The organism is Agrobacterium sp. 22-209-1 (assembly GCF_053522485.1).
In genome coordinates this window covers 56,913-79,526 of sequence record NZ_JBNWCH010000014.1, presented here as the reverse complement: position 1 = coordinate 79,526, position 22,614 = coordinate 56,913, and the positions used below count along the sequence as shown (strand labels likewise).

The window sequence follows — 22,614 nt, the reverse complement described above, 5'->3', positions numbered from 1 at the left end:
TCGTCCCATCATCCACCTCTTTCGCAGTGGATGTTGAATCAGCTTCCGCTCGCCCCGTCACTTCACAATCGATTCATCGATCACAGGATCTGCTCTAGAAGGCGGCCCTTTGCGCCCTGCCTCAAAAAAACATTGTGCCGCCAGCGGAGCCGGCGGCACGTAAGACAATTCGCAAATTGGGCGCGCAATCGTACTGCGCTTGAAAGCGTGGCTTAAAGCCCAAGGCCTTCGAAAAGCGCCGTCGAAAGGTAGCGTTCCGCAAAGGAAGGAATGATGACGACGATGTTCTTGCCGGCATTTTCTTCCCGCGCGCCGACCTTAATTGCCGCCGCCAGCGCCGCACCCGAGGAGATGCCGACCGGCACGCCTTCCAGCCTTGCCGCCAGACGTGCTGTTTCGAAAGCCTCGTCATTGGTCACGGTGACGATCTCGTCATAAATGCCGGTATCGAGGATGGCAGGTGCAAAACCGGCACCGATGCCCTGGATCTTGTGCGGACCGGGGTTGCCGCCGGAAAGAACCGGGCTGTCGGCAGGTTCGACCGCAATCACCTTCACCTCGGGCTTGCGGGATTTCAGCACCTGACCCGTGCCGGTGATGGTGCCGCCGGTGCCAATACCCGAGACGAGAATATCGACCGTGCCTTCCGTGTCGTTCCAGATTTCTTCAGCTGTCGTCTTGCGGTGAATATCAGGATTGGCGGGGTTTTCGAACTGCTGCGGAATGATGGCGTCAGGCAGGGTCGCGGCCAATTCCTGCGCCTTGGCGATGGCGCCCTTCATGCCCTTGGGGCCTTCGGTCAACACCAGTTCGGCGCCGAGCAGGGCCAGCATTTTCCGACGCTCAACCGACATGGTTTCAGGCATGGTCAGGATCAGCTTGTAGCCCTTTGCTGCGGCGGCGAAGGCAAGCGCGATGCCAGTGTTGCCGGAGGTCGGCTCCACCAGCGTTGTCTTGCCGGGGATGATCTTGCCTTGCGCTTCCAGCGTTTCGATCATGGCGACGCCGATGCGGTCCTTCACGGAGGCGATGGGATTGAAAAATTCGAGTTTGGCGAGAAGGTTGGCCTTCACGCCCTTCTCCTTCGCCAGCTTGTCGAGCCGCACGATCGGTGTGTCGCCGATTGTTTCCGTAATCGAGGAATAGACGCGTCCGCGTCCGGGCTTTCTGGCTTCGGGCATGATGCTCTCCTGTGTAAAGACCGCAAGATTTGAGCGGCAGAATAGGAGCAATAGCTTTCGCAAGCTAGCGAACGTTCGTCCGAATATCTCCAAATTGCAGGAATAATTTCACGATAAATCGCATAAACGCAAGAATTTGTTTTATGTGCTGCGGATCGCGATCATGGTCGCTGTTCCGGCCAGAATACCCGCCGCCGTGCGGTTGAGGATCGTCAAGGCGCTCGGCCTTTTCAGGAGGTTGCGCGCCTTGGCCGCAAGCAGGATGTAAGGCAGGAGAACCGCCATCAGCACGACGAAGGTGATGGCGAGAAGTGTCGCATATTCCGAAGCTCCTATCATGCGGATGTCGATCAGCGTCGGCACCAGCGCCACATAAAACAGCATGGTTTTCGGGTTCCCGAGCGTGATCAGTAGTCCGGACAGGAAGGACATGGGCATGCTGGTGCCTTTCTTGGCCTTCAGCTCCTGCGGCAGCAGACCGGCGGTCCAAAGCTTCCAGGCAATATAAAGGAGATAGGCTGCGCCCGCGAATTTCAGCACCATGAAAGCTTCCTGAAAGGTCTGTGCGACGAAGGCCAAGCCCAGGATCACAGCGGTCAGGTAAATCATGTCGCCCAGCACCAGCCCCAGACCCATGAAGAAGGTTTCGCGAAAACCCGAACCCAGCGCCCGCGCCACGATCGCCGTCATGCCGGGGCCGGGAATGGCGGCGGCAATGAAGAGGGCGGTGGCATAGGCGAAAAGGGTCGTCAGCGTCATGATCGTGTTTCCCGGAAAATCCGCCAGATCAATAGCGAAACTGCCGGGTAAAGACAATCACTCCACGCGTCTGTCCCAGCGGTGTCGCTAAACGCCGGTGGAGCCGAAACCGCCGGCGCCCCGCGCCGTCTGGGAGGTCTCCGTCACCTCGCTCACAACAACTTGGGTTACCGGTGCGATCACCATCTGCGCAATGCGCATACCGCGCTCGATGATAAAAACCTCCTGGCCCAGATTGGCGAGGATGACTTTCACCTCACCGCGATAATCGCTATCCACCGTGCCTGGAGAGTTGAGGCAGGTAACGCCGTTCTTGATGGCGAGGCCGGAACGCGGACGAATTTGTGCCTCATAACCTTGCGGAACCTCGAAAATGAAACCGGTCGGAACGAGCGTCCGCTCGCCCGGTTGCAGGGTCAGCGGTTCACCGGAAGGTACGGCAGCGCGCAGGTCCATGCCGGCGGCGCCACGGGTTTCATAGGACGGCAATTCGAGGTCAGCGCCATTGGCGAGGCGGACAAGCCGGAGAGGGGGGCGATTGTCGTTTTGAAGGGTCATGCCGCATTAGTTTGCCGAGATCGCGGCAAGGTCAATTGCAAATGTGGCCTTGAAACGCTAGATAGCCCGCAATTCCACAGGATTTGTCAGATGGCCGAAACACTTGCCGAGGCGGTCTCCCGCCGCCGCACCTTTGCTATTATCGCGCACCCGGATGCGGGTAAGACCACGCTTACCGAAAAACTGCTGTTGTTCGGCGGAGCGATCCAGCTTGCCGGTGAGGTCAAGGCGAAGAAGGATCGCATCCAGACCCGTTCGGACTGGATGAAGATCGAGCGCGAGCGCGGCATTTCGGTCGTCACCTCGGTCATGACCTTCGAATATAACGACCGTGTCTTCAACATTCTCGATACGCCCGGCCACGAGGACTTCGCCGACGACACCTACCGTACGCTGACGGCGGTGGATGCGGCGATCATGGTCATCGATGCCGCCAAGGGTATCGAGCCGCGCACGCTGAAGCTCTTCGAAGTCTGCCGCATGCGCGATATTCCGATCATCACCTTCATCAACAAGATGGACCGCGAAAGCCGCGACCCCTTCGAGATTCTGGATGAGGTGGAAGAGAAGCTCGCGCTCGACACCGCGCCCATCACCTGGCCGGTCGGCCGGGCAAAGACCTTCTGCGGCGCCTATAATCTCGCCGACAACACATTCCGTGGCGTCGATACCCAGGTGGAAGCCATGCCGGTCAACGGTCCGCAGGCGGTTGCCGATCGCCTGCCGGAAAATGAGCGCAACGCCTTCATCGAAGAAACGGAGCTGGCGATGGAAGCCTGCCGTCCTTTCGATCGTCAGGCGTTTCTCGAAGGTCATATGACGCCGGTATTCTTCGGTTCGGCGCTGCGCAATTTCGGTGTCCGTGACCTCATCAATGCGCTTGGCGATTTCGCACCGCCGCCGCGCGATCAGGTGGCGGATACCCGCACCGTCCATGCGGCTGAAGAAAAAATGACGGCCTTTGTCTTTAAAATTCAGGCCAATATGGACCCGAACCATCGAGATCGCATCGCCTTTGCCCGCATCTGCTCCGGTAAGCTGGAGCGCGGCATGAAGGCGCGGCTTGCTCGCACCGGCAAACAGATGGGCCTCACTGCGCCGCAGTTCTTCTTCGCCTCGCAGCGCCAGCTTGCCGATACGGCCTTTGCGGGTGACGTGGTGGGCATACCGAACCACGGCACGCTCCGCATCGGCGATACGCTGACCGAGGGTGAAAACCTGGTTTTCCAGGGCGTGCCGAACTTTTCGCCAGAAATTCTCCGCCGCGTGCGTCTTGAGGACGCCATGAAGGCGAAGAAGCTGAAGGAAGCCTTGCAACAGATGGCGGAAGAGGGTGTCGTGCAACTCTTTTCGCCGGAAGACGGCTCGCCGGCCATCGTCGGTGTCGTCGGCGCGCTGCAGCTCGACGTGTTGAAAGAGCGCCTGATGGGCGAATACGGCCTGCCGGTCTCCTTCGAAATGTCGCGCTTTTCGGTCTGCCGCTGGATTTCTTCCGATCAGCCGGCGGAAATGGAAAAATTCCTCAACGTCAAGCGCGGCGATATCGCCCGCGATCTGGATGGCGATCCGGTGTTTCTTGCGCAGGACGCCTTCTCGCTGCGGTATGAGTCCGAGCGGTTTCCGGCGATCAAGATGGTCGCGATCAAGGAATATCACGTCGCCAAGGCGGCTTGATAAAGGCGTGATTGCACTTTGTATGCCAAGGGCTTAGTTTCCCGGTGAAATGGGAAACTGGTCCGGCATCATGACGCTTTCAGGCAAGCATATTCTCCTTATTATCTCTGGCGGCATCGCGGCCTATAAGAGCCTCGATCTCATCCGTCGCCTGAAAGAGCGCGGCGCGAAGGTGACGCCGGTCATGACGAAGGGCGCGCAGGAATTCGTCACCCCGCTTGCTGTCGGCGCGCTGTCCGCCACGCATGTCTTCACCGAGCTTTTTTCCCGGCAGGATGAACAGGATGTCGGCCATATCAGGCTGGCGCGCGACTGCGATCTCGTGCTGGTCGCACCCGCCACCGCCGATCTGATGGCGAAGATGGCGAATGGTCTGGCAGACGATCTTGCCTCCACAGTCCTTCTCGCGACGGATCGAAAGGTGCTGGCGGCACCGGCGATGAACCCGAAGATGTGGGCGGCAAAGCCCACGCTGCGGAATGTCGAAACGCTGAAAAAAGACGGCGTGTTTTTCATCGGACCCATGGCCGGCGAGATGGCGGAGAAGGGCGAGGCTGGTTTTGGCCGCATGGCCGAGCCGTTGCAGATCGTCGAAGCCGTTGCCGCACTGCTGGATGAGGGGCCAAAGCCCCTGAAGGGCAGAACGGCCATCGTGACTTCCGGCCCCACGCATGAACCGATTGACCCGGTGCGCTACATCGCCAACCGCTCCTCGGGCAAGCAGGGCCATGCCATTGCGGCGGCTCTGGCTGAGTTGGGGGCAGAGGTCACGCTTGTTTCCGGCCCGGTCACCATCGCCGATCCTGCCGAGGTCACGACGATCCATGTCGAGCGTGCCGAGGAGATGCGCGATGCGGTAATATCGAGACTGCCGGCGGATATCGCCGTCATGGTCGCCGCCGTCGCCGACTGGCGGGTGATGGGCTCGTCGGAACAGAAGATCAAGAAGCAACCGGGCGATGCGCCGCCGGCGCTGCAACTGACGGAAAATCCCGATATTCTCAAAACCGTCGGCCATCATGAAAAGCGCCCGAAGATTGTGGTAGGCTTCGCTGCCGAAACGCAGGATGTCGAGAAGAACGGCCGGGCGAAGCTGGAGCGCAAGGGCGCGGATTATATCGTCGCGAATGATGTTTCGGCGGAAACCGGCATCATGGGCGGAGACCGCAACAGCGTGAAGATCATTTCCGCAGATGGTATCGATGCCTGGCCGGATCTCGACAAGGCCGAGGTTGCAAAACGTCTGGCGGCCCTGATCGCGGAGAAACTCGCATGAGCCTGTTCGATCGCAAGACTTTCGACAAGGTGCTCGGCAAATGGCCGGGCGTGCGTTTTGTTGATCAGTGGGATTCGCATGTCGCCAAGGTGGGCGACAAGGTCTTTGCCGTGCTTGGCGAGCGGGAGGACTGGCGGCTGGTCGTCAAATGCTCGGAAGAGAGTTTCGAAATACTGACCTCGCTGGAAGGCATAGGGCAGGCGCCCTATTTCGCCAAACGCAAATGGATATCGATTGGCGATCATTCTCCGCTCGAACAGGAAGAGCTGGAACACTATGTGCGCCGTTCCTATGAGCTTGTCGCAGCCGGCCTGACCAGGAAACTGCGGGGCGAACTCGGTATCGTGATCGATACTGCGCGCGCCCTGTAGTCTTCGGTTCAGTCGAGTTTGGTGTCCTTGCCGACGATCTGGCGGACGCCTTCCTTGGTGAAAGGCTGTAGAAGCTGCGGCAGGAATCCTTTCGCAATCTTGCCCTTGATGCCGATATCGGTGGAAGAAGGCCTGTCGGGGTTATGATAGGAACCGAAGATCAGATCGAAGAAGACGAGATTTTCGCCGTAGTTGGTGTTCCCTTCCGGAAGCTGCTTTGAATGGTGCCAGCGGTGCAGGCGCGGGGTGCTGAACACGTAATCAAGGGGCCCCGTTTTCATATCGACGTTGCAATGGGTCAAAATACCGATGAATGCGGTAACGGCGCCGAGCCACCAGAATACCTGGAGCGGTGCACCCATGAAATAAAGCGGTATCTGGCTGAGCGCGATCTTGAACAGGGAATCGGCCACATGGAAGCGGCCGGTATTGACGACCCACAGCCGCACGACGCTGTGATGCAGCGCATGGAAGCGCCAGAAGAACAAGGTTTCATGGGCGATGCGATGGGCCCAGTAGAGGCCGAATTCGGCAACCGTCACCGCAAGCGCGACCTGAACCACCATTGGCAGATGCGATGGCCACAGGTCGAAACGCATGGTCGCAAGCGGCTGCAGCACATTGGCAGCCAGCATCGGGAAGATTGCTGCTGCGGCGGCAGCGAACTGTACCAGCCCCTTGGTCAAAAGCGTGTGGCCGATGCTGGTCATGGTCTCGCCGTCACCCTCAAGCCATTCGACTTCATAGGGAATATAGCGCTCGAGAAGAAACAGGCTCAGAACCGCGCCGGCATAAACAGCCAGAAACGCAGCGATCGGATGGCTGCCCGCGAAAGCGAAATGGGACCCCACGAGGCCGCCGACAAACACCAGCGGCCAGGAAGAATAGGAAAGAGCCTCTTTCAGTACCTGCGCTTTTGCCATCAAAATCAAATCCCGTCCGGCATCATTCGTCTATACCGCCGGCGCAATTTCGCGCCGGCGTCAAAGCAGCCCTTACCCCCGCATCGATCACCTGTCTCGATTGGAGATCAGGCCTTTATCGCTCGAATGCATTACACAAACATGGCACTCACCGGTGCCGAAATGTTCAGCTTATCCTGATTGCGATGTAAACAAGCGTCAGCGCTATGACCCAGAGTGCCGCCCGTCCCCATTTGGTGTGGCGCGCTTCCGCCTTGCCAATGGCTTCCGCCGTCTGCGTGTCGAAACGCAGGCCGTTTTCGCTCATATACATCAGTTCCGAATGCAGCTTTTCCGTCTTGGCCGCAATCTCCGGCGCTGCCTCGGCAAGCTTGAGGGCCGCCTTCATGCCGTCCTTCAGATCGGTGACAATGCGCTTCGGGCCGAGATTGTCCCTGATCCAGCCGCCGACGACCGGGTCTGCCGCCTTCCACATGTTGAATTGCGGATTGAGCATGCGCGATACGCCTTCCACCACCACCATGGTCTTTTGCAGCATCACGAGTTCCGGCCGCGTTTCCATGTCGAAAAGTTCGGTCACTTCGAACAGCAACGTCAGCAACTTGCCCATGGAGATCGTCTCGGCCGGCTGGCCGTGGATCGGTTCACCAATGGCGCGGATCGCCTGCGCGAAACTGGCTTTATCGTGATGGCCCGGCACGTAACCGGCCTCGAAATGCACTTCAGCCACCCGCATATAGTCGCGGGTAATGAAGCCGTAGAGGATCTCGGCAAGGAAGCGGCGTTCCTTTTTGCCAAGACGTCCGGCGATGCCCATGTCGACAGCGACGATCTCGCCCTCAGCGTCGACGAAGAGATTGCCGGGATGCATGTCGGCGTGGAAAAAACCATCGCGCAGCGTGTGCCGCAGGAAGGACTGGATCAGTGTGTCGGCGAGTTTGTTCAGGTCATGGCCGGCGGCCTTCAACCCTTCGATGTTCGACATCTTGACGCCGTCGATCCACTCCATGGTGACGACATCACGCCCGGTGCGCTCCCAATCGACCTCGGGAACCCGGAACCCGGGATCGTCCTTGGTGTTCTCCGCAAGTTCGGAAAGAGCGGCGGCCTCGAGCCGCAGATCCATCTCGATCTTGGTGGTCTGCTCCAGCGTGCGTGTCACCTCTACGGGGCGTAGGCGGCGGGCGGAGCGGACGAAACGCTGCTGCAGATCGGCGATCAGATACATCGCCTCGAGATCGTTCTGGAAACGCTGGCGAACACCCGGACGAATGACCTTGACGGCCACCTTGCGCGGCCCTTTCGGCGTATCCACCATGGCCGGATGCACCTGGGCGATGGAGGCGGCGGCGATCGGATCGCCGAATTCCCTGTAGAGATCGGATACCGACCGTCCGAGCGAGCCCTCGATATTCGCCTTCGCCGCAGCCGCCGGGAAGAAGGCCATGCGGTCCTGAAGGCTCGCGAGATCGTCGGCGAAGTCGGCGCCCACCACATCCGGCCGGGTGGCGAGAAATTGACCCATCTTCACATAGGATGGGCCAAGCCGCTCGACAGCCACCGCCAGACGGTCACTGCGTTGCGCCCTTTTCGCCTTGCTGCGGGCGAAAGGCTTCAGCAGCGCTTTTAACAATTGGGCGGGAGCAGGCAGGTCATCGGAAGGCAGGGCCAGCACGACACCTTCGCGCACGAGAACCCAGCCAACCCTTGCGAGGCGGAAATATGCGCCCAAAGTACTCATGCTTATGCTTGTCTCCTGCGTCTGCCGGCCATGGTCTTAAAGCTTCCAGCCGGAATGCAGGGCGGCGATGCCGCCGGTATAGTTGGTATAGGTGACGCGGGAAAAGCCGGCGGTGCGGATCATCGTGGCAAAGTCCTCCTGATTGGGGAATTTGCGGATCGACTCGACCAGATATTGATAAGGCTCGGCATCGCCGGTGATCATCTTGCCGAATTGCGGAATGGCGTTGAACGACCATGCATCATAGACTCGGTCGAGCAGCGGCATTTCGACTTCGGAAAACTCCAGCACCAGCAGCCGTCCGCCACGTTTCAGCACGCGATGGGCCTCCTTCAGCGCGACATCGATGCGCGGCACGTTGCGAATGCCGAATGCGATCGTATACGCGTCGAATGTATTCGCCTCGAAGGGCAGCTCCTCGGCATTGGCCTCAACGAAGGTCAGATTACCGGAAAGTTTCTTTTTTGCTGCGCGCTCCTCGCCGACGGCCAGCATCGAGCCGTTGATATCGAGAACGGTGGCATGTGCCAGGCGGTTGGAGGCTTCGATGATGCGGAAGGCGATATCGCCAGTGCCGCCCGCTACGTCCAGGATCTTGTAGGAAGGATCCTTGCGCGGCGAAAGCGAGGAGACCATGGCGTCCTTCCACAGCCGGTGCAGGCCGGCCGACATCACATCGTTCATGATGTCGTAGCGCTTGGCCACCTTATGGAAGACCTCGTTGACCAGCCCCTGCTTCTTGCCTTCGTCCACCTTGTGGAAGCCATAGGACGTTTCCATGCCGCCTTGGGCAGTGGTACGGGCGTCGGTCATCGTCTGTCTCCATATTTATTGCGTGGCGGACCATAGCGGAAACGCCATGGCAACGCTATCTGTTGCCGCATCGCCTGGGCGCGACATTTCGCGTGCACTCTATAGACCACATGGTCCTAACGATAAACTGTCGGATAAGCCAGATGCCAGAATTGCCGGAAGTCGAAACGGTCAGACGCGGCCTTGCGCCTGCCATGGAAGGTGCAAAGGTCCGCAAGCTTCATCTCGGGCGCCCCGATCTGCGGTTTCCGTTTCCAGAGGATTTCGCAGAGCTTATTGAGGGAAAGACGATCATCTCGCTTGGGCGCAGGGCGAAATATCTCCTCATCGAGCTGGAGGGCGGGCTGACGATCGTGTCCCATCTCGGCATGTCCGGCTCGTTCCGCATTGAGGCGGAAATGGGTGAGGGCGGTGAAGCGCCCGGTACGTTTCATTATGCCCGTTCCAAGGACGGCAAGCATGACCATGTCGTCTTTCATCTGGATAAAGGGGAAGAGCGCGTCTGCGTCATCTATAATGATCCGCGCCGCTTCGGCTTCATGCATCTGGTGGAGCGCAACAGGCTCGATCTTTACCCCGCTTTTGCAGAACTTGGCCCGGAGCCGACCGGCAATGCGCTGAGCGCCGATTATCTGGCAAGCCGGTTTGCGGGCAAAAGCCAGCCTCTTAAAAGCACGTTGCTGGACCAGAAGGTCATTGCCGGTCTCGGCAATATCTATGTCTGCGAGGCGCTGTGGCGCGCGCATCTTTCACCCTTGCGGGCAGCGGGAACGCTGGTGACGAAAGGTGGCAAACCCAAAGCGCAGCTCATCGATCTGACGGAGAAAATCCGCGACGTGATCGCGGATGCGATCGCCGCGGGCGGCTCCTCATTGCGAGACCATATACAGACGGACGGAACGCTCGGTTATTTCCAGCATTCCTTTTCGGTCTACGACCAAGAAGGCCAGCCTTGCCGGACACCCGGCTGCGGGGGTACGGTTGAAAGGGTGGTACAGGCCGGTCGTTCTACCTTCTATTGCGCCGCCTGCCAGAAATAGCGGTGCCGCAAATTACGGAGAAGAGGAGATTGCCGTGGACTATGAAACGATACTGGTCGAGAAACGCGATGAGGTGGGCATCATCACCCTCAACCGACCCAAGGCGCTCAACGCCCTCAATTCGGTGCTTCTGAAAGAGCTGCGGCACATTCTTTCTTCCTTCTCCGCCGATGATTCCATCGGTGCGATTATTATCACGGGCTCGGAAAAGGCATTTGCGGCGGGCGCTGACATCAAGGAAATGCAGGGGCTGGATTTCGTCGACGCCTATGTCGGCGATTTTCTCGGCGGCTGGGACGAGGTTGCGGCCACCCGCAAGCCGGTCATCGCCGCCGTATCCGGCTTTGCGCTCGGCGGCGGCTGCGAACTGGCGATGATGTGCGATTTCATCATCGCTTCGGAGACGGCGAAGTTCGGCCAGCCGGAAATCACCCTCGGCGTCATTCCCGGCATGGGGGGCTCGCAGCGGCTGACACGGGCAGTGGGCAAGGCGAAGGCCATGGATCTGGTTCTGACCGGACGCATGATGGACGCGGCGGAAGCCGAGCGGGCCGGCCTCGTGTCGCGTGTCGTACCGGCTGCAAATCTCATGGATGAGGCGGTGGAGGCGGCAACCCGCATCGCTTCCCTGTCGCGTGCTTCCGTTCTCATGGCCAAGGAAAGCGTCAACCGCTCCTTTGAAGTCCCGCTTTCGGAAGGACTGCGATATGAAAGACGATCCTTCCAGTCGCTGTTCGCCACGGCGGATCAGAAGGAGGGCATGGCCGCCTTCGTCGAAAAGCGCAAACCCGCTTTCCGGAATCGCTAAGGATTCGGAATATCGGCGCTTTTAAGCGTTTTGCGCGTTGACGGGCGTAAGCTTTAGCGGTATATGCCCGCCCACGGTTAAGGAAAGCCATCCGGCTTGTCCGAAATTACTCCCGCATTCTTGGGTTACGTGAGGTCTTCGAACGACCCGATCCTATGGTTGCGGAATTTGGTTTGAATTCGAAGAGAGGCATACATGGCCAATACAACTTCGGCGAAAAAGGCGACCCGCAAGATCGCTCGCCGTACCGCAGTCAACAAGGCTCGCCGTTCGCGCGTTCGCGGCTTCATCCGCAAGGTCGAGGAAGCAATCGCTACCGGTGATCTGGCAGTCGCCACCGAAGCTCTGAAGGCAGCCCAGCCTGAGATCCAGCGCGCAGCGACCCGCGGCGTTCTGCATGGCAACACGGCATCCCGCAAGGTGTCGCGTCTCGCACAGCGCGTTAAGGCTCTTTCCGCCTAATCCGGCTAATCACAAATAATTATTCAAAAAGCCTGGTCTTTTGACCGGGCTTTTTGTGATTCTAACTGCCCGTTAACCATTGCTGCCGTAACGTGACAAACGCATGTCAGATGGACGACAGGAAATTTATAATAAAAACAATAGCTTGCTGGAGGTCTTCAGAAAGCTAGGAGGCTTTCTCTACGGAAGTCGCAGCTAGTTTTGAGTCAAGAAGATTTTTATTTTTTTGCCAAAATCGGCTCTCAAAAAATGCCAAAATTGAATCTCATTGATTCATAAGCGATTCTGCTTAGCACCCCGTCGGTGATGCAAAACGGCCTTTGCGAGTCAATGGCCGATCTGAGTTTTTGCAGAAAAAACGCCATTGATCTCTCCCCATGATCCTGCCTAAATGCATTTCAACAAGGGGTGCGGATCTCAGTCCACAGATTATCTCGATGATCGTATCGACGATATTCACCTTCTTGCTGGCGGGTCTTTCGGGGTCCGTTTTTTCAGGTCATGGAGCTTTTTGCGCCGTTTCGGTCTCCGGAACGGGCAGGAGTTTTTTGTCCTCAAGAATGCGCCTTAAGGTTGTAGCGAAAGGAGCGTTTTAGCGTGTCGCAGGCCTCTCCATGAGGGGGAGGGAAATGGGATAACCGGCTCGCAAACAAGTACTCGTCTTTGACGTTCTTTCGAGGGGAACGCTGGGGGCAAAAATAACGAGGGGGATCTCTGGCGATCGATCTTTGATCGTCAGGCTATGATTGGCAATTTGAAAGGCGGCAATATGCAATTGAATTTGGCGATGGGTGCTGTGGCTGATGGGGACCGCGCACCAAAGACGCGTGATGCAGCTTGCTCAGATGCGGCAGGGGACAAATCGGCAATGACGCACGATGCGCTGTTTGAACGTTTTAGCGCGCGGCTCAAGGCACAGGTTGGTCCGGAAGTCTATGCGAGTTGGTTTGCACGGCTCAAACTCCATTCCGTTTCGAAAAGCGTCGTTCGTTTTACCGTTCCGACGACTTTTCTGAAATCCTGGATCAATAACCGTTACATGGATCTGATTACGAACCTCGTCCAGAGCGAGGATCCGGATGTGCTGAAGGTGGAGATTCTGGTCCGCTCGGCCAGCCGCCCGGTCCGCCCGGCTCAGACCGAGGAAAGGGCGCAGCCCGTTCCGGAGGTCGGCGCGGCTCAACGTAACAAGTCCTTCATTCCGTCGCAGCCCGCGACGTCGCCTGCGGCGCAGCCTGCGGCTTCGCAGGCGACCCTGCGTCAGGGCGGTTCCGGGCCGTTGTTCGGCTCGCCGCTCGATACACGTTTCACCTTCGACACCTTTGTCGAAGGCTCTTCCAACCGTGTCGCGCTTGCGGCGGCAAAGACGATTGCCGAAGCCGGCGCCGGCGCCGTGCGCTTCAATCCGCTGTTCATTCATGCGGGTGTTGGCCTTGGTAAGACGCATCTTCTGCAGGCCATCGCCAATGCCGCCATCGACAGCCCGCGCAATCCGCGTGTGGTCTATCTGACGGCGGAATATTTCATGTGGCGTTTCGCGACCGCAATCCGCGACAATGATGCGCTGACGCTGAAGGACACGCTGCGCAATATCGACCTGCTCGTCATCGATGACATGCAGTTCCTGCAGGGCAAGATGATCCAGCATGAATTCTGCCACTTGCTGAACATGCTGCTCGACAGCGCCAAGCAGGTCGTTGTCGCGGCTGACCGTGCGCCCTGGGAGCTGGAATCGCTCGATCCGCGTGTCCGTTCCCGTCTTCAAGGCGGCATGGCCATCGAGATCGAAGGTCCCGATTACGACATGCGTTATGAAATGCTGAACCGTCGCCTCGGCTCTGCGCGTCAGGACGATCCGTCTTTCGAGATTTCGGATGAGATTCTGACCCATGTGGCCAAAAGCGTGACAGCAAGCGGACGCGAACTGGAAGGCGCTTTCAACCAGCTGATGTTCCGGCGTTCTTTCGAGCCGAACCTCTCGGTCGATCGGGTCGATGAGCTGCTGTCGCATCTTGTCGGGACGGGTGAAGCAAAGCGCGTGCGCATCGAGGATATTCAGCGCATCGTCGCCAAGCACTATAATGTGTCGCGGCAGGAGTTGGTGTCCAACCGTCGCACCCGCGTCATCGTGAAGCCGCGCCAGATCGCCATGTATCTGGCCAAGATGCTGACGCCGCGTTCTTTCCCCGAGATTGGCCGCCGTTTTGGCGGTCGCGATCACACCACGGTTCTGCACGCCGTGCGCAAGATCGAGGAGTTGATCTCCGGCGACACCAAGCTCGGCCATGAGGTCGAGTTGCTGAAGCGCCTGATCAACGAAAACAACGCATAAAAAAGAAGCGGCCTTCGGGCCGCTTTTTTATTGTCGTCCTGTCTATGGTTTATGCAGGGCATTGCGAGCGTCAGCAGGCGAGATCGGCCACCACGGCATCGAGAATGAGCATGCCTGATGGTGTGCAGCGCAGGCGGGAATTGCCGATCCTCTCCACGAAACCGTGCTGGAGAAGAAACTCTTCCTTTTCCGGGTCAAGGTCGCGGCCGGAAAGATCGCTCCAGCGGGCGAGGTCGATGCCCTCGCGCAGGCGAAGCCCCATCAGCAGCAATTCGTCGGCCTGTTCGTCGACGCCAAGCAGTTCCTGATCGACCATGCCATGGCCTTCCCGTTCGACGGTTTCGAGCCAGGTTTCGGGGTGGCGTTCAGTCGCGGTTGCGAGCTTGGAAGCGCCACGCGTCAGGCGTCCATGCGCACCGGGGCCGATGCCGGCGTAATCGCCATAGCGCCAGTAGGTCAGGTTATGGCGGCTTTCGGCGCCGGGCCGGGCATGATTGGAAACCTCATAGGCGGGCATGCCGTAACGTTCGGTGATTTCCTGCGTCGCCTCATAAAGCACGGCGGAATGCTCGCCGTCGGGCACGATGAGCTTGCCGGCCTTGTGCAGGCCATAAAAGGGAGTGCCTTCTTCGATGGTCAGCTGATAGAGCGACAGATGATCGACGGCGTAGGAGACGGCCTCCTTCAGCTCGGCATCCCATTCGGCCACCGTCTGGTTCGGGCGGGCATAGATGAGGTCAAAGGACATACGCGGAAAAATCTCCCGCGCCAGCCGGATGGCTTTCAAGGCATCGGCGACATCATGCAGGCGGCCGAGGAATTTCAGATCGCGGTCGTTCAGTGCCTGCACACCGAGCGAGACACGATTGACACCCGCCGCTCGATAACCGCGAAACCGTTCCGCCTCGACGCTGGAAGGATTGGCTTCCATGGTGATCTCGATACCATCAGGCACGTGCCAGAAACGCGAGATGCCATCCAGTAGCGCGCCAACAGTCTGCGGGTCCATCAGCGAGGGCGTACCACCGCCCATGAAAATGCTGGTGACGACGCGCGGGCCGCTCAGCGTCCGCATATGTTCCATTTCACGCAGGAAAGCTGCGGTAAACCGTTCCTGATCCACCGGCCGGTGGCGGACATGGCTGTTAAAGTCGCAATAAGGGCACTTGGCCGCGCAGAAGGGCCAATGCAGATAAATCCCGAAGCCGGGATCGCCCGTATCCGGCAGAAGCGATGCGCCGGGGGCAGAAAGTTGGTGCTCCCCGACCATCGGGTTCATGCCTCCAGGCAGGTTTCTACGAATTTCTTGAAGGCGCGGGCGCGGTGCGACAATGCAAAGGCGTCGCCATGTTTCCAGCCATGTTTCTCATCCGCGCTCATTTCGCCGAATGTGGTCTCATATCCCTCGGGTTTAAAGATGGGATCATAACCGAAACCGCTCGTTCCGCGCGGCGGCCACACAACAGTGCCTTCCACCTCGCCACGGAAATATTCGACATGCCCGTCCGGCCAGGCGAGACACAGCACGCTGACGAAGCGGCCGGTGCGATCCTCCGGCTTCGAAGCTCCTCGCTCGGCCAGCGCATCCTCGACCTTCTGCATCGCCATGGCGAAATCGCGCGTCCCATCAGCCGTCTCCGCCCAATTGGCGGTATAGACACCCGGCGCACCGTCAAGCGCGTCGATAACAAGACCGGAATCGTCGGACAAGGCGGGCAGGCCTGAGGCCTTCGCGGAGGCAAGCGCCTTGATGGCGGCATTTTCCTCGAAGGTGGTGCCCGTCTCGTCCGGTTCTGAGAAGTTCAGCTCCGCCGCAGATTTGGCGGAGAAACCGAAAGGGCCGATCAGATCGGCGATTTCGGCGATCTTGCCCTTGTTATGGCTGGCGACAACGATCGTTCTGGTATCGAGCTTGCGCATGGTTCTTTCCCGTCGGCTCAGGCGATCGCCTGTTTCTGAAGGGCGACCAGTTCGCTGCAACCGGCCTTGGCGAGACCGAGCAGCGTCAGGAATTCTTCCTCGGAGAAGGGCGCGCCTTCAGCCGTTCCCTGAACCTCGACGATACCGCCCGAGCCGGTGATGACGAAATTGGCATCGGTTTCGGCCGAGGAATCTTCGAGATAGTCGAGATCGATCACCGGCTGGTTGGCGAAGATGCCGCAGGAGATCGCGGCGATATGGTCCTTCAGAACTTTCTCGACCTTGATCATGTTGCGGGTTTCCATCCATTTCAGGCAGTCATGCAGGGCAATCCATGCGCCGGTAATGGAGGCGGTGCGGGTGCCGCCATCGGCCTGGATGACGTCGCAGTCGATGCTGATCTGGCGCTCGCCGAGCGCCTGCAGGTCGACGACGGCTCGCAGCGAGCGGCCGATGAGGCGTTGGATTTCCTGTGTGCGTCCGCCCTGCTTGCCGGAAGCGGCCTCGCGCTTCATGCGTTCATGGGTGGAGCGCGGCAGCATGCCATATTCGGCGGTGACCCAGCCCTTGCCGCTGTTGCGCAGCCACGGTGGCGTCTTTTCTTCTAGGCTTGCGGTGACGAGCACATGCGTGTCGCCGAATTTCACGAGACAGGAGCCTTCGGCATGTTTCGAGAAATTGCGTTCGAAGGAAACCTTGCGCATCTGGTCGGTTTTTCTGCCTGAAGGCCGCATATGATCCACTCTCCATGTTGGTCCCTGCCTTCTAAGGCGAGGTCCGGGCTTTTGCAAAGCCAATTTCCATTTTGCCGCGGCGTTGCAACGCATTATATTGATGCAAGCTGGTTTGAACGACAAAGAACGGACGAAATGGGTTTTTCCGCACCGCTATCACAAGATCAGGCATCGCTGCTGGATGAACGGTCTCGGGAAATTTTCCGGCGCATCGTCGAAGGTTACCTCGATACGGGCGAACCGCTCGGATCGCGCAGCCTGTCGCGACTTCTGCCGATGTCGCTTTCGCCTGCCTCCGTGCGCAATGTCATGAGCGATCTCGAGGAGCTCGGCCTCATTTATTCGCCGCATATCAGCGCCGGGCGTTTGCCCACGCAGACGGGATTGCGCTTCTTTGTTGATGCCTTCATGCAGGTGGGCGATCTGCCCGCCGAGGAGAGGGCTAGTATCGACCGCCAGATCGGGCCGGTCGCCGGTCACGAACAGTCGCTGGAAGGGTTGCTGACGGAAGCAAGCCGCATGCTTTCCGGCATGTCGCGTGGCGCCGGCCTGGTGCTGACCGCCAAGAACGATGTCATCCTCAAACATGTGGAATTCATAAGGCTGGAGCCCACCAAGGCGCTCGCCGTGCTGGTGGGTGACCACAATCAGGTCGAAAACCGCATCATCGAATTGCCGGCCGGTATTTCCTCGTCGCAATTGACCGAGGCTGCGAATTTCATCAATGCTCATCTCTCCGGTCAGACGCTGCATGAATTGCGCGGTCAGTTTCAGGCGCAGCAGGCGGAACTGCAATCGGAACTCGGCATATTGGCGCAGGACCTCGTGGAACGTGGTCTTGCGGTGTGGGCGGGAGACAATGAAGAGGGCAAGCTCGGCCGTCTCATCGTTCGCGGTCGCTCCAACCTGCTCGAAGGCCTCGCCGGTGAAGAGGATATCGATCGGGTGCGCCTGCTGTTCGACGATCTGGAGCGTAAGGAAAATCTCATCGAAATCCTCAACCTTGCGGAAAGCGGCTCAGGCGTCAGGATTTTCATCGGCTCGGAAAACAAGTTGTTTTCGCTGTCCGGTTCGTCGCTGATCGTCGCGCCCTATCGTGACGAGGACAATCGTGTCGTGGGCGCGGTCGGCGTTATCGGCCCGACCCGGCTGAATTACGCCCGTATCGTGCCGATGGTGGATTATACCGCGCAGATCATGGCGCGCCTTTCCCGCAAGCAAAGATAGGACAGGCCCGCAAAGGTCAGAGAATGCGGCAAGCTTTTCGCCGCAAGCCTTGATTTTTGCCCGTCAAAGCTCGATATCGGGCGCAACCAACAATATTCAAATCTGGAGAACGTCATGACCGACGATACAAAAAAGCCCGGACCTGACGCGGACGTCGCGGAAGAGTTTGTCGATCCTGCCCTGGTAGGTGAAGAACAGGCCGAAACGGCAGAACCCGATCCGGTCGAGCTGCTCAAGGCTGAGAACGCCGATCTGCGCGATAAATTCCTTCGCCTTGCAGCCGAGATGGACAATCTTCGCCGTCGCACCGAGCGCGATGTCAAGGATGCCAAGGCCTATTCCCTGGCCGGTTTCGCACGCGACATGCTCGCCGTTTCCGATAATCTTCGCCGCGCGCTCGAAGCCATTCCCGATGAGCTAAAGACCAACGGCGAAGCCGGTCTCAACGGTCTGATCGAAGGTGTCGAGATGACCGAACGCTCGATGCTGTCGACGCTGGAACGCCACGGCGTGAAGAAGATCGATGCCGAGGGCCAGAAATTCGATCCGAATTTCCATCAGGCCATGTTTGAGATTCCCAACACTAAGGTTCCAAACAACACCGTGTTGCAGGTGGTTCAGGCTGGTTTCACCATAGGCGATCGCGTCCTGCGTCCGGCGATGGTCGGCGTTGCCAAGGGCGGCCCGAAGGCGGACGTTGCAGCATCCTCTGAGCCGGGCACCTCGTCTCTCAATGAAAAGGACGCGTAAGGCTTCTGTCCTTACGTCATAAAAAACGCGCCTTCAGGGCGCGTTTTTTATTGCCGTTAAAACTAAGGCGGAACCCACGATCAGGCCGCTGTCGCTTGCTCCTGATTGAGGAAAGCGTAGATTGCCGTGTCGGAATCGGTAGCGCGCAGTTTGGCGACCAGTTCAGGGTCGCGCAGGGCGCGTGCGATTCTGGACAAGGCCTTCAGATGATCCGCGCCGGCGCCCTCGGGCGCGAGCAGCAGGAAAACCAGGTCGACCGGTTGGTCGTCCAGCGCTTCGAAATCGACCGGTGTTTCAAGACGTGCGAAGACGCCGGTGATCTGATGGATGCTATTGAGCTTGCCATGCGGAATGGCGATACCGTGGCCCACACCGGTGGAGCCGAGTTTCTCACGCTGGAGGATGACGTCGAAAACTTCCCGTTCCGAGACTCCGGTAATTCTGGCTGCCTTTGCGGCCAGCTCCTGAAGCAACTGCTTTTTGGAATTCACCTTGAGGGCGGGAATAATCGCATCTTGTTGCAGCAAATCTGCCAACGCCATTCTCTTTTTCCTTCATGCCATCGAGACGATGCAGGAGGCAGACTGCACTTTCGCGCCCTGCCTCCCACGTCTTGTCAGACTGTTCAGCTCTTGATCGTTTCCGCGTCGATCCAGCCAATATTGCCGTCATGACGCCGGTAAACGATGTTGAGATATTCCTTGCCCGGGCTGCGGAACAGCAGAACCGGTTCGTCCGTCATGTCGAGCGCCATCACGGCGCTGGCGACGGACATCGTCTTAATCTGTTTGGAACTCTCCGCAACGATGGTGGGTGCGTAATCGTCAGGAACCTCGTGGTCCTCATCGGGAACAGCATCCATCACCGTATAGGCGATTTCCTGCGACATGCCATTGGCGCCATTATGGTGGTCCTTAAGCTTGCGCTTGTAGCGGCGCAGGCGCTTCTCGATCCGCTCTGCGGCGGCATCGAAGCTCGCCTGCGGATCATTTGCCTGACCCGCCGCGTGCAATACAACGCCGGTATCGAGATGCAGCTTGCAATCGGCGGCAAAACGCGATCCGGATTTCTCCACGGTTACCTGGCCTGAATACCCCCCATCGAAGTATTTGGTAACCGCCAGACCTATATTGTCCTCAATCCGCTGCCGGAAAGATTCACCGATCTCCATATGTTTACCAGATACACGCACACTCATGGAAATTTTCCTTTTTGTAGTGATTTGCGAGTACCAGCTTACGTCAAGCCGCGCGCGCATCCAAGCGTTTCGAAGACCTTAAAAAGCCCTCATTCGAATTTTACGCCCATGGACGGTGGAGATGAATCCGTTACAAATGACCTTGCTGACGTGTGCGGCGGGCTTCTAGCCGCTGCCGTGGCAAGAGTCAATGGTGCGGCAAAAAACCGCCATAAACGTTGTTCGTGGCTACCGCTCAGAATACAGCCAGCTTGGCCAACGCCTTCTTTTCCCGACGCCTCTGCACGGAGGAGGGGATGTTCATCGCCTCCCGATATTTGGCGACGGTGCGCCGGGCGATATCGACGCCGCTCTTTTTCAGGTTGTCGACGATATCATCGTCTGAAAGAACCGCCTCGGCGGCTTCCTGCGCGATCATGGCCTTGATGCGGTGACGCACCGCTTCCGCCGAATGGCTGTCTCCGCCTTCCACGGCGCTGATCGAGACGCTGAAGAAATATTTCAGTTCGAACAGCCCGCGCGGCGTCAGCATGTATTTTTTTGTTGTCACCCGGCTGACGGTGGATTCATGCATCTTGATGGCGTCGGCCACCGTCTTGAGGTTCAGCGGGCGCAGCTGGTCGACACCATAGACGAGGAAGGCATCCTGCTGGCGAACGATTTCCGTCGCCACCTTCATGATCGTCCGGGCGCGCTGGTCGAGGCTGCGGGTCAGCCAATGGGCCGTTTGCATGCATTCGGCCAGAAAATCCTGATCCTCGCCCGCGCGCGCCTTATGTTTCGACACCTCGGCGAAGTAACTCTGGTTGATGAGCACGCGCGGCAGGGTCTCTGGATTGATTTCCACCAGCCAGCCGCCGGTGGAGGAGGGGCGAACGATAATATCGGGAACGATGGTCTCCGAAACCATTGAATCGTAACCGGCGCCGGGGCGGGGATTGAGCGTGCGGATTTCCGCCAGCATGTCGAGGAGATCTTCCTCATCGACGCCGCAGATTTTTTTCAAGGAGGCGAAGTCGCGTTTCGCCAGAAGTTCCAGATTGTCGACGAAAGCCCGCATGGCCGGGTCGAGCCGATCCTTCTGGGCAAGCTGGATCGACAGACACTCGCTTAAGGAACGGGAAAATACACCCGGTGGGTCGAAGCCCTGAAGCGTCTTCAGAACGTGTTCGACCGCCGATGGAGCCGCCCCCAGCCGTTCGGCGACGTCGTCGACGGCATCCGCCGCAATATAGCCGGTCTCGTCAAGCTGGCCGATCAGCGCATCGGCGATCATCCGGTCCTCGGCGGCGGATATGGCGAGCGGCAGTTGCTGATTGAGATGGTCGCCGAGGCTCTGTCTGGCCGCAACGAAATCGTCGAGATCGTAACTTTCTCCCGACTCCTGGCCGGGCATGGATTTCCATTGGCCGGCCAGTTCGGGCGCATCGGCCTTTCTGGGCTCGGCATCGTCGGGAAAGACGTTTTCAAAGCTGGTGTCAAGTTGCTCGCCGAGATTTGCGGCGCGGTCGCCGTACCAGTCGTCACTGTCTGACGTCACCGTGGCGGATCTCTCCGAACTTTCGCTATCGGCGTCGCCAAAACTTTCCGCGTCTACAGGTGTATCGCTGCTTAAATCGCCATCGTTTGCCGCAATTTCCAGCAGCGGATTGCGCTCTACCTCCTGCGCGATGAACTGCGTCAGCTCGAAATGCGTCATCTGAAGCAGCTGGATGGACTGCATCAGTTGCGGTGTCATCACGAGAGACTGGTTTTGACGCAGCAAAAGGCTGGCAGACAATGCCATGGCGGACGCGAAACTCCCCTTACAGCTTCTCCATCGTCTGATTTTCCAGAAATTTTACTGAGACGACAGGACTTGGCCCAAAAATTGCTTTTTTATTTTGTTTGGTCAAGCGTCAGGGCCGGGCGCGATGAAGAATCTTTCGCGTGCCGATCATGATGATTTAAAGCCGAAACGACCTGAAATCCTAAATCATGATATAGATCATATAATTAGAGCCGGATTTCAAGCAAAACCGCACACAGGCTTCGCCGTCCGGCTCCAGGTCTCAAAGGCTGAAATTATTGCCGAGATAGAGGCGGCGCACATCCGGATTGTTGACGATATCGTCCGGACGCCCATGCGTCAGCACTTCGCCGGCATGGATGATGTATGCGCGGTCGATGAGGCCGAGCGTTTCACGGACATTGTGGTCAGTCACGAGAACGCCGATGCCACGCGCTGTCAGGTGCCGCACCAGATTCTGGATATCGCTGACCGAAATCGGATCGACGCCCGCGAAGGGTTCATCCAGCAGCATGAAGGTCGGATCGGTCGCGAGCGCGCGGGCAATCTCCAGACGCCGCCGCTCGCCGCCCGAAAGCGCCACGGCCGGCGATTTCCGCAGTTGCGCGATATGAAACTCTTCCAGCAGCTCATCGAGCTTGCGGTTGCGCTTGTCAGCGTCCGGCTCATGCACTTCCAGTACGGCGCGGATGTTTTCCTCGACCGTCAATCCCCGGAAGATCGAAGCTTCCTGCGGCAGGTAACCGACGCCGAGACGGGCGCGCCTGTACATCGGCATGGTGGTGACATCATTGCCGTTGATGGCGATCTTGCCGGTATCGACGGGCACCAGGCCCGTTATCATATAAAAACAGGTGGTTTTTCCGGCGCCGTTCGGGCCGAGCAGACCCACGGCTTCGCCACGGCGCACGACCAGCGAAACCCCGTTGACGACGCGGCGCGTATTATAGGTCTTCGTCAGGCCATGCGCGATCAGCGTGCCCTGATAGGGGGTCTTGTCCACCGGCGAGGCTGCGTCCGCGGATCGATCGCGCCCGCCGCCGAATATCTTTGAGATC

General features: G+C 58.6%; 22 protein-coding genes. 9 read left to right on the top strand and 13 right to left on the bottom strand.

The features are described 5' to 3' along the window. Nucleotides 1-212: 212 nt before the first annotated feature. From cysK to dut, 3 genes are all read right to left on the bottom strand, one after another. Entirely contained in the window at nt 213-1,181 is a 969-nt protein-coding gene (cysK, locus tag ACQZ48_RS22045; protein ID WP_077983736.1) for a cysteine synthase A, read from the bottom strand. Between the two features lie 141 nt (nt 1,182-1,322). Next, entirely contained in the window at nt 1,323-1,940 is a 618-nt protein-coding gene (locus ACQZ48_RS22040) for a LysE family translocator (RefSeq protein ID WP_137409672.1), read from the bottom strand. An 87-nt stretch (nt 1,941-2,027) separates the two neighbouring features. Further along, nucleotides 2,028-2,498 carry a dUTP diphosphatase gene (gene dut, locus ACQZ48_RS22035; RefSeq protein ID WP_137409673.1) on the bottom strand — a complete coding sequence of 157 codons (471 nt, stop codon included), beginning with the start codon at nt 2,496-2,498 and terminating at the stop codon, nt 2,028-2,030. 90 nt (nt 2,499-2,588) lie between these two features. Between dut and ACQZ48_RS22030 the strand changes: the two genes are divergently transcribed. The 3 genes from ACQZ48_RS22030 (at nt 2,589) to ACQZ48_RS22020 (ending at nt 5,819) form a co-directional block, all read left to right on the top strand. Further along, nucleotides 2,589-4,172 (top strand): peptide chain release factor 3, encoded by a 1,584-nt coding sequence (locus ACQZ48_RS22030; protein ID WP_077983734.1) that lies wholly within the window; start codon nt 2,589-2,591, stop codon nt 4,170-4,172. A gap of 70 nt (nt 4,173-4,242) precedes the next feature. Next, the gene (coaBC, locus tag ACQZ48_RS22025; protein WP_374636221.1) at nt 4,243-5,448 is read left to right on the top strand and encodes a bifunctional phosphopantothenoylcysteine decarboxylase/phosphopantothenate--cysteine ligase CoaBC; all 1,206 of its coding nucleotides are present in this window, start codon (nt 4,243-4,245) and stop codon (nt 5,446-5,448) included. Beyond that, a complete protein-coding gene (locus ACQZ48_RS22020) occupies nt 5,445-5,819 on the top strand; it encodes an MmcQ/YjbR family DNA-binding protein (protein WP_077983733.1) in 375 nt (124 codons plus the stop codon). The genes coaBC and ACQZ48_RS22020 overlap by 4 nt, the downstream gene beginning before the upstream one ends. 8 nt (nt 5,820-5,827) lie before the next feature. Here ACQZ48_RS22020 and olsE read toward each other — a convergent pair whose 3' ends face one another. The 3 genes from olsE to ubiE form a co-directional block, all read right to left on the bottom strand. Next, on the bottom strand, nt 5,828-6,742 hold the full coding sequence (olsE, locus tag ACQZ48_RS22015) for an ornithine lipid hydroxylase OlsE (protein ID WP_448729457.1): 915 nt from the start codon (nt 6,740-6,742) through the stop codon (nt 5,828-5,830). 166 nt (nt 6,743-6,908) lie between these two features. Then, nucleotides 6,909-8,483 carry a 2-polyprenylphenol 6-hydroxylase gene (gene ubiB / locus ACQZ48_RS22010; RefSeq protein WP_448729456.1) on the bottom strand — a complete coding sequence of 525 codons (1,575 nt, stop codon included), beginning with the start codon at nt 8,481-8,483 and terminating at the stop codon, nt 6,909-6,911. Between the two features lie 36 nt (nt 8,484-8,519). Then, nucleotides 8,520-9,296, bottom strand: coding sequence for a bifunctional demethylmenaquinone methyltransferase/2-methoxy-6-polyprenyl-1,4-benzoquinol methylase UbiE (gene ubiE / locus ACQZ48_RS22005; protein ID WP_137409677.1), 777 nt, complete (start codon nt 9,294-9,296; stop codon nt 8,520-8,522). A gap of 143 nt (nt 9,297-9,439) precedes the next feature. Between ubiE and mutM the strand changes: the two genes are divergently transcribed. The 4 genes from mutM (at nt 9,440) to dnaA (ending at nt 13,938) form a co-directional block, all read left to right on the top strand. After that, nucleotides 9,440-10,336 carry a bifunctional DNA-formamidopyrimidine glycosylase/DNA-(apurinic or apyrimidinic site) lyase gene (mutM, locus tag ACQZ48_RS22000; RefSeq protein WP_137409678.1) on the top strand — a complete coding sequence of 299 codons (897 nt, stop codon included), beginning with the start codon at nt 9,440-9,442 and terminating at the stop codon, nt 10,334-10,336. A 34-nt stretch (nt 10,337-10,370) separates the two neighbouring features. Next, entirely contained in the window at nt 10,371-11,144 is a 774-nt protein-coding gene (locus ACQZ48_RS21995) for an enoyl-CoA hydratase (RefSeq protein ID WP_077983728.1), read from the top strand. Nucleotides 11,145-11,339: 195 nt separating this feature from the next. Beyond that, on the top strand, nt 11,340-11,606 hold the full coding sequence (rpsT, locus tag ACQZ48_RS21990; RefSeq protein ID WP_006310170.1) for a 30S ribosomal protein S20: 267 nt from the start codon (nt 11,340-11,342) through the stop codon (nt 11,604-11,606). Nucleotides 11,607-12,474: 868 nt separating this feature from the next. Then, the gene (gene dnaA, locus ACQZ48_RS21985) at nt 12,475-13,938 is read left to right on the top strand and encodes a chromosomal replication initiator protein DnaA (RefSeq protein ID WP_246666530.1); all 1,464 of its coding nucleotides are present in this window, start codon (nt 12,475-12,477) and stop codon (nt 13,936-13,938) included. A 70-nt stretch (nt 13,939-14,008) separates the two neighbouring features. Here the strand turns inward: dnaA and hemW are convergent, their stop codons facing one another. From hemW to rph, 3 genes are read right to left on the bottom strand one after another with little or no spacing between them, the layout of a single operon-like run. After that, nucleotides 14,009-15,208, bottom strand: coding sequence for a radical SAM family heme chaperone HemW (hemW, locus tag ACQZ48_RS21980; RefSeq protein ID WP_142914221.1), 1,200 nt, complete (start codon nt 15,206-15,208; stop codon nt 14,009-14,011). Nucleotides 15,209-15,213: 5 nt separating this feature from the next. After that, a complete protein-coding gene (rdgB, locus tag ACQZ48_RS21975; protein WP_191217359.1) occupies nt 15,214-15,858 on the bottom strand; it encodes an RdgB/HAM1 family non-canonical purine NTP pyrophosphatase in 645 nt (214 codons plus the stop codon). Between the two features lie 17 nt (nt 15,859-15,875). Further along, complete coding sequence (rph, locus tag ACQZ48_RS21970; protein ID WP_003503798.1) at nt 15,876-16,592, bottom strand: ribonuclease PH; 717 nt, start codon at nt 16,590-16,592, stop codon at nt 15,876-15,878. Nucleotides 16,593-16,727: 135 nt separating this feature from the next. Here rph and hrcA point away from each other — a divergent pair, with 135 nt between their 5' ends. Both hrcA and grpE read left to right on the top strand, forming a co-directional pair. Beyond that, on the top strand, nt 16,728-17,819 hold the full coding sequence (hrcA, locus tag ACQZ48_RS21965; protein ID WP_142914203.1) for a heat-inducible transcriptional repressor HrcA: 1,092 nt from the start codon (nt 16,728-16,730) through the stop codon (nt 17,817-17,819). A gap of 114 nt (nt 17,820-17,933) precedes the next feature. Continuing rightward, complete coding sequence (grpE, locus tag ACQZ48_RS21960; RefSeq protein WP_077984404.1) at nt 17,934-18,569, top strand: nucleotide exchange factor GrpE; 636 nt, start codon at nt 17,934-17,936, stop codon at nt 18,567-18,569. 80 nt (nt 18,570-18,649) lie between these two features. Here grpE and ptsN read toward each other — a convergent pair whose 3' ends face one another. The 4 genes from ptsN to lptB all read right to left on the bottom strand — a co-directional run bounded on the left by ptsN (nt 18,650) and on the right by lptB (nt 22,604). Continuing rightward, nucleotides 18,650-19,111, bottom strand: coding sequence for a PTS IIA-like nitrogen regulatory protein PtsN (gene ptsN, locus ACQZ48_RS21955; RefSeq protein ID WP_003503792.1), 462 nt, complete (start codon nt 19,109-19,111; stop codon nt 18,650-18,652). 83 nt (nt 19,112-19,194) lie between these two features. After that, entirely contained in the window at nt 19,195-19,767 is a 573-nt protein-coding gene (gene hpf / locus ACQZ48_RS21950; RefSeq protein WP_077984405.1) for a ribosome hibernation-promoting factor, HPF/YfiA family, read from the bottom strand. A 235-nt stretch (nt 19,768-20,002) separates the two neighbouring features. Beyond that, entirely contained in the window at nt 20,003-21,553 is a 1,551-nt protein-coding gene (rpoN, locus tag ACQZ48_RS21945; RefSeq protein WP_448729455.1) for an RNA polymerase factor sigma-54, read from the bottom strand. Between the two features lie 265 nt (nt 21,554-21,818). Then, on the bottom strand, nt 21,819-22,604 hold the full coding sequence (gene lptB, locus ACQZ48_RS21940; RefSeq protein ID WP_420836199.1) for an LPS export ABC transporter ATP-binding protein: 786 nt from the start codon (nt 22,602-22,604) through the stop codon (nt 21,819-21,821). Nucleotides 22,605-22,614: the final 10 nt, after the last annotated feature.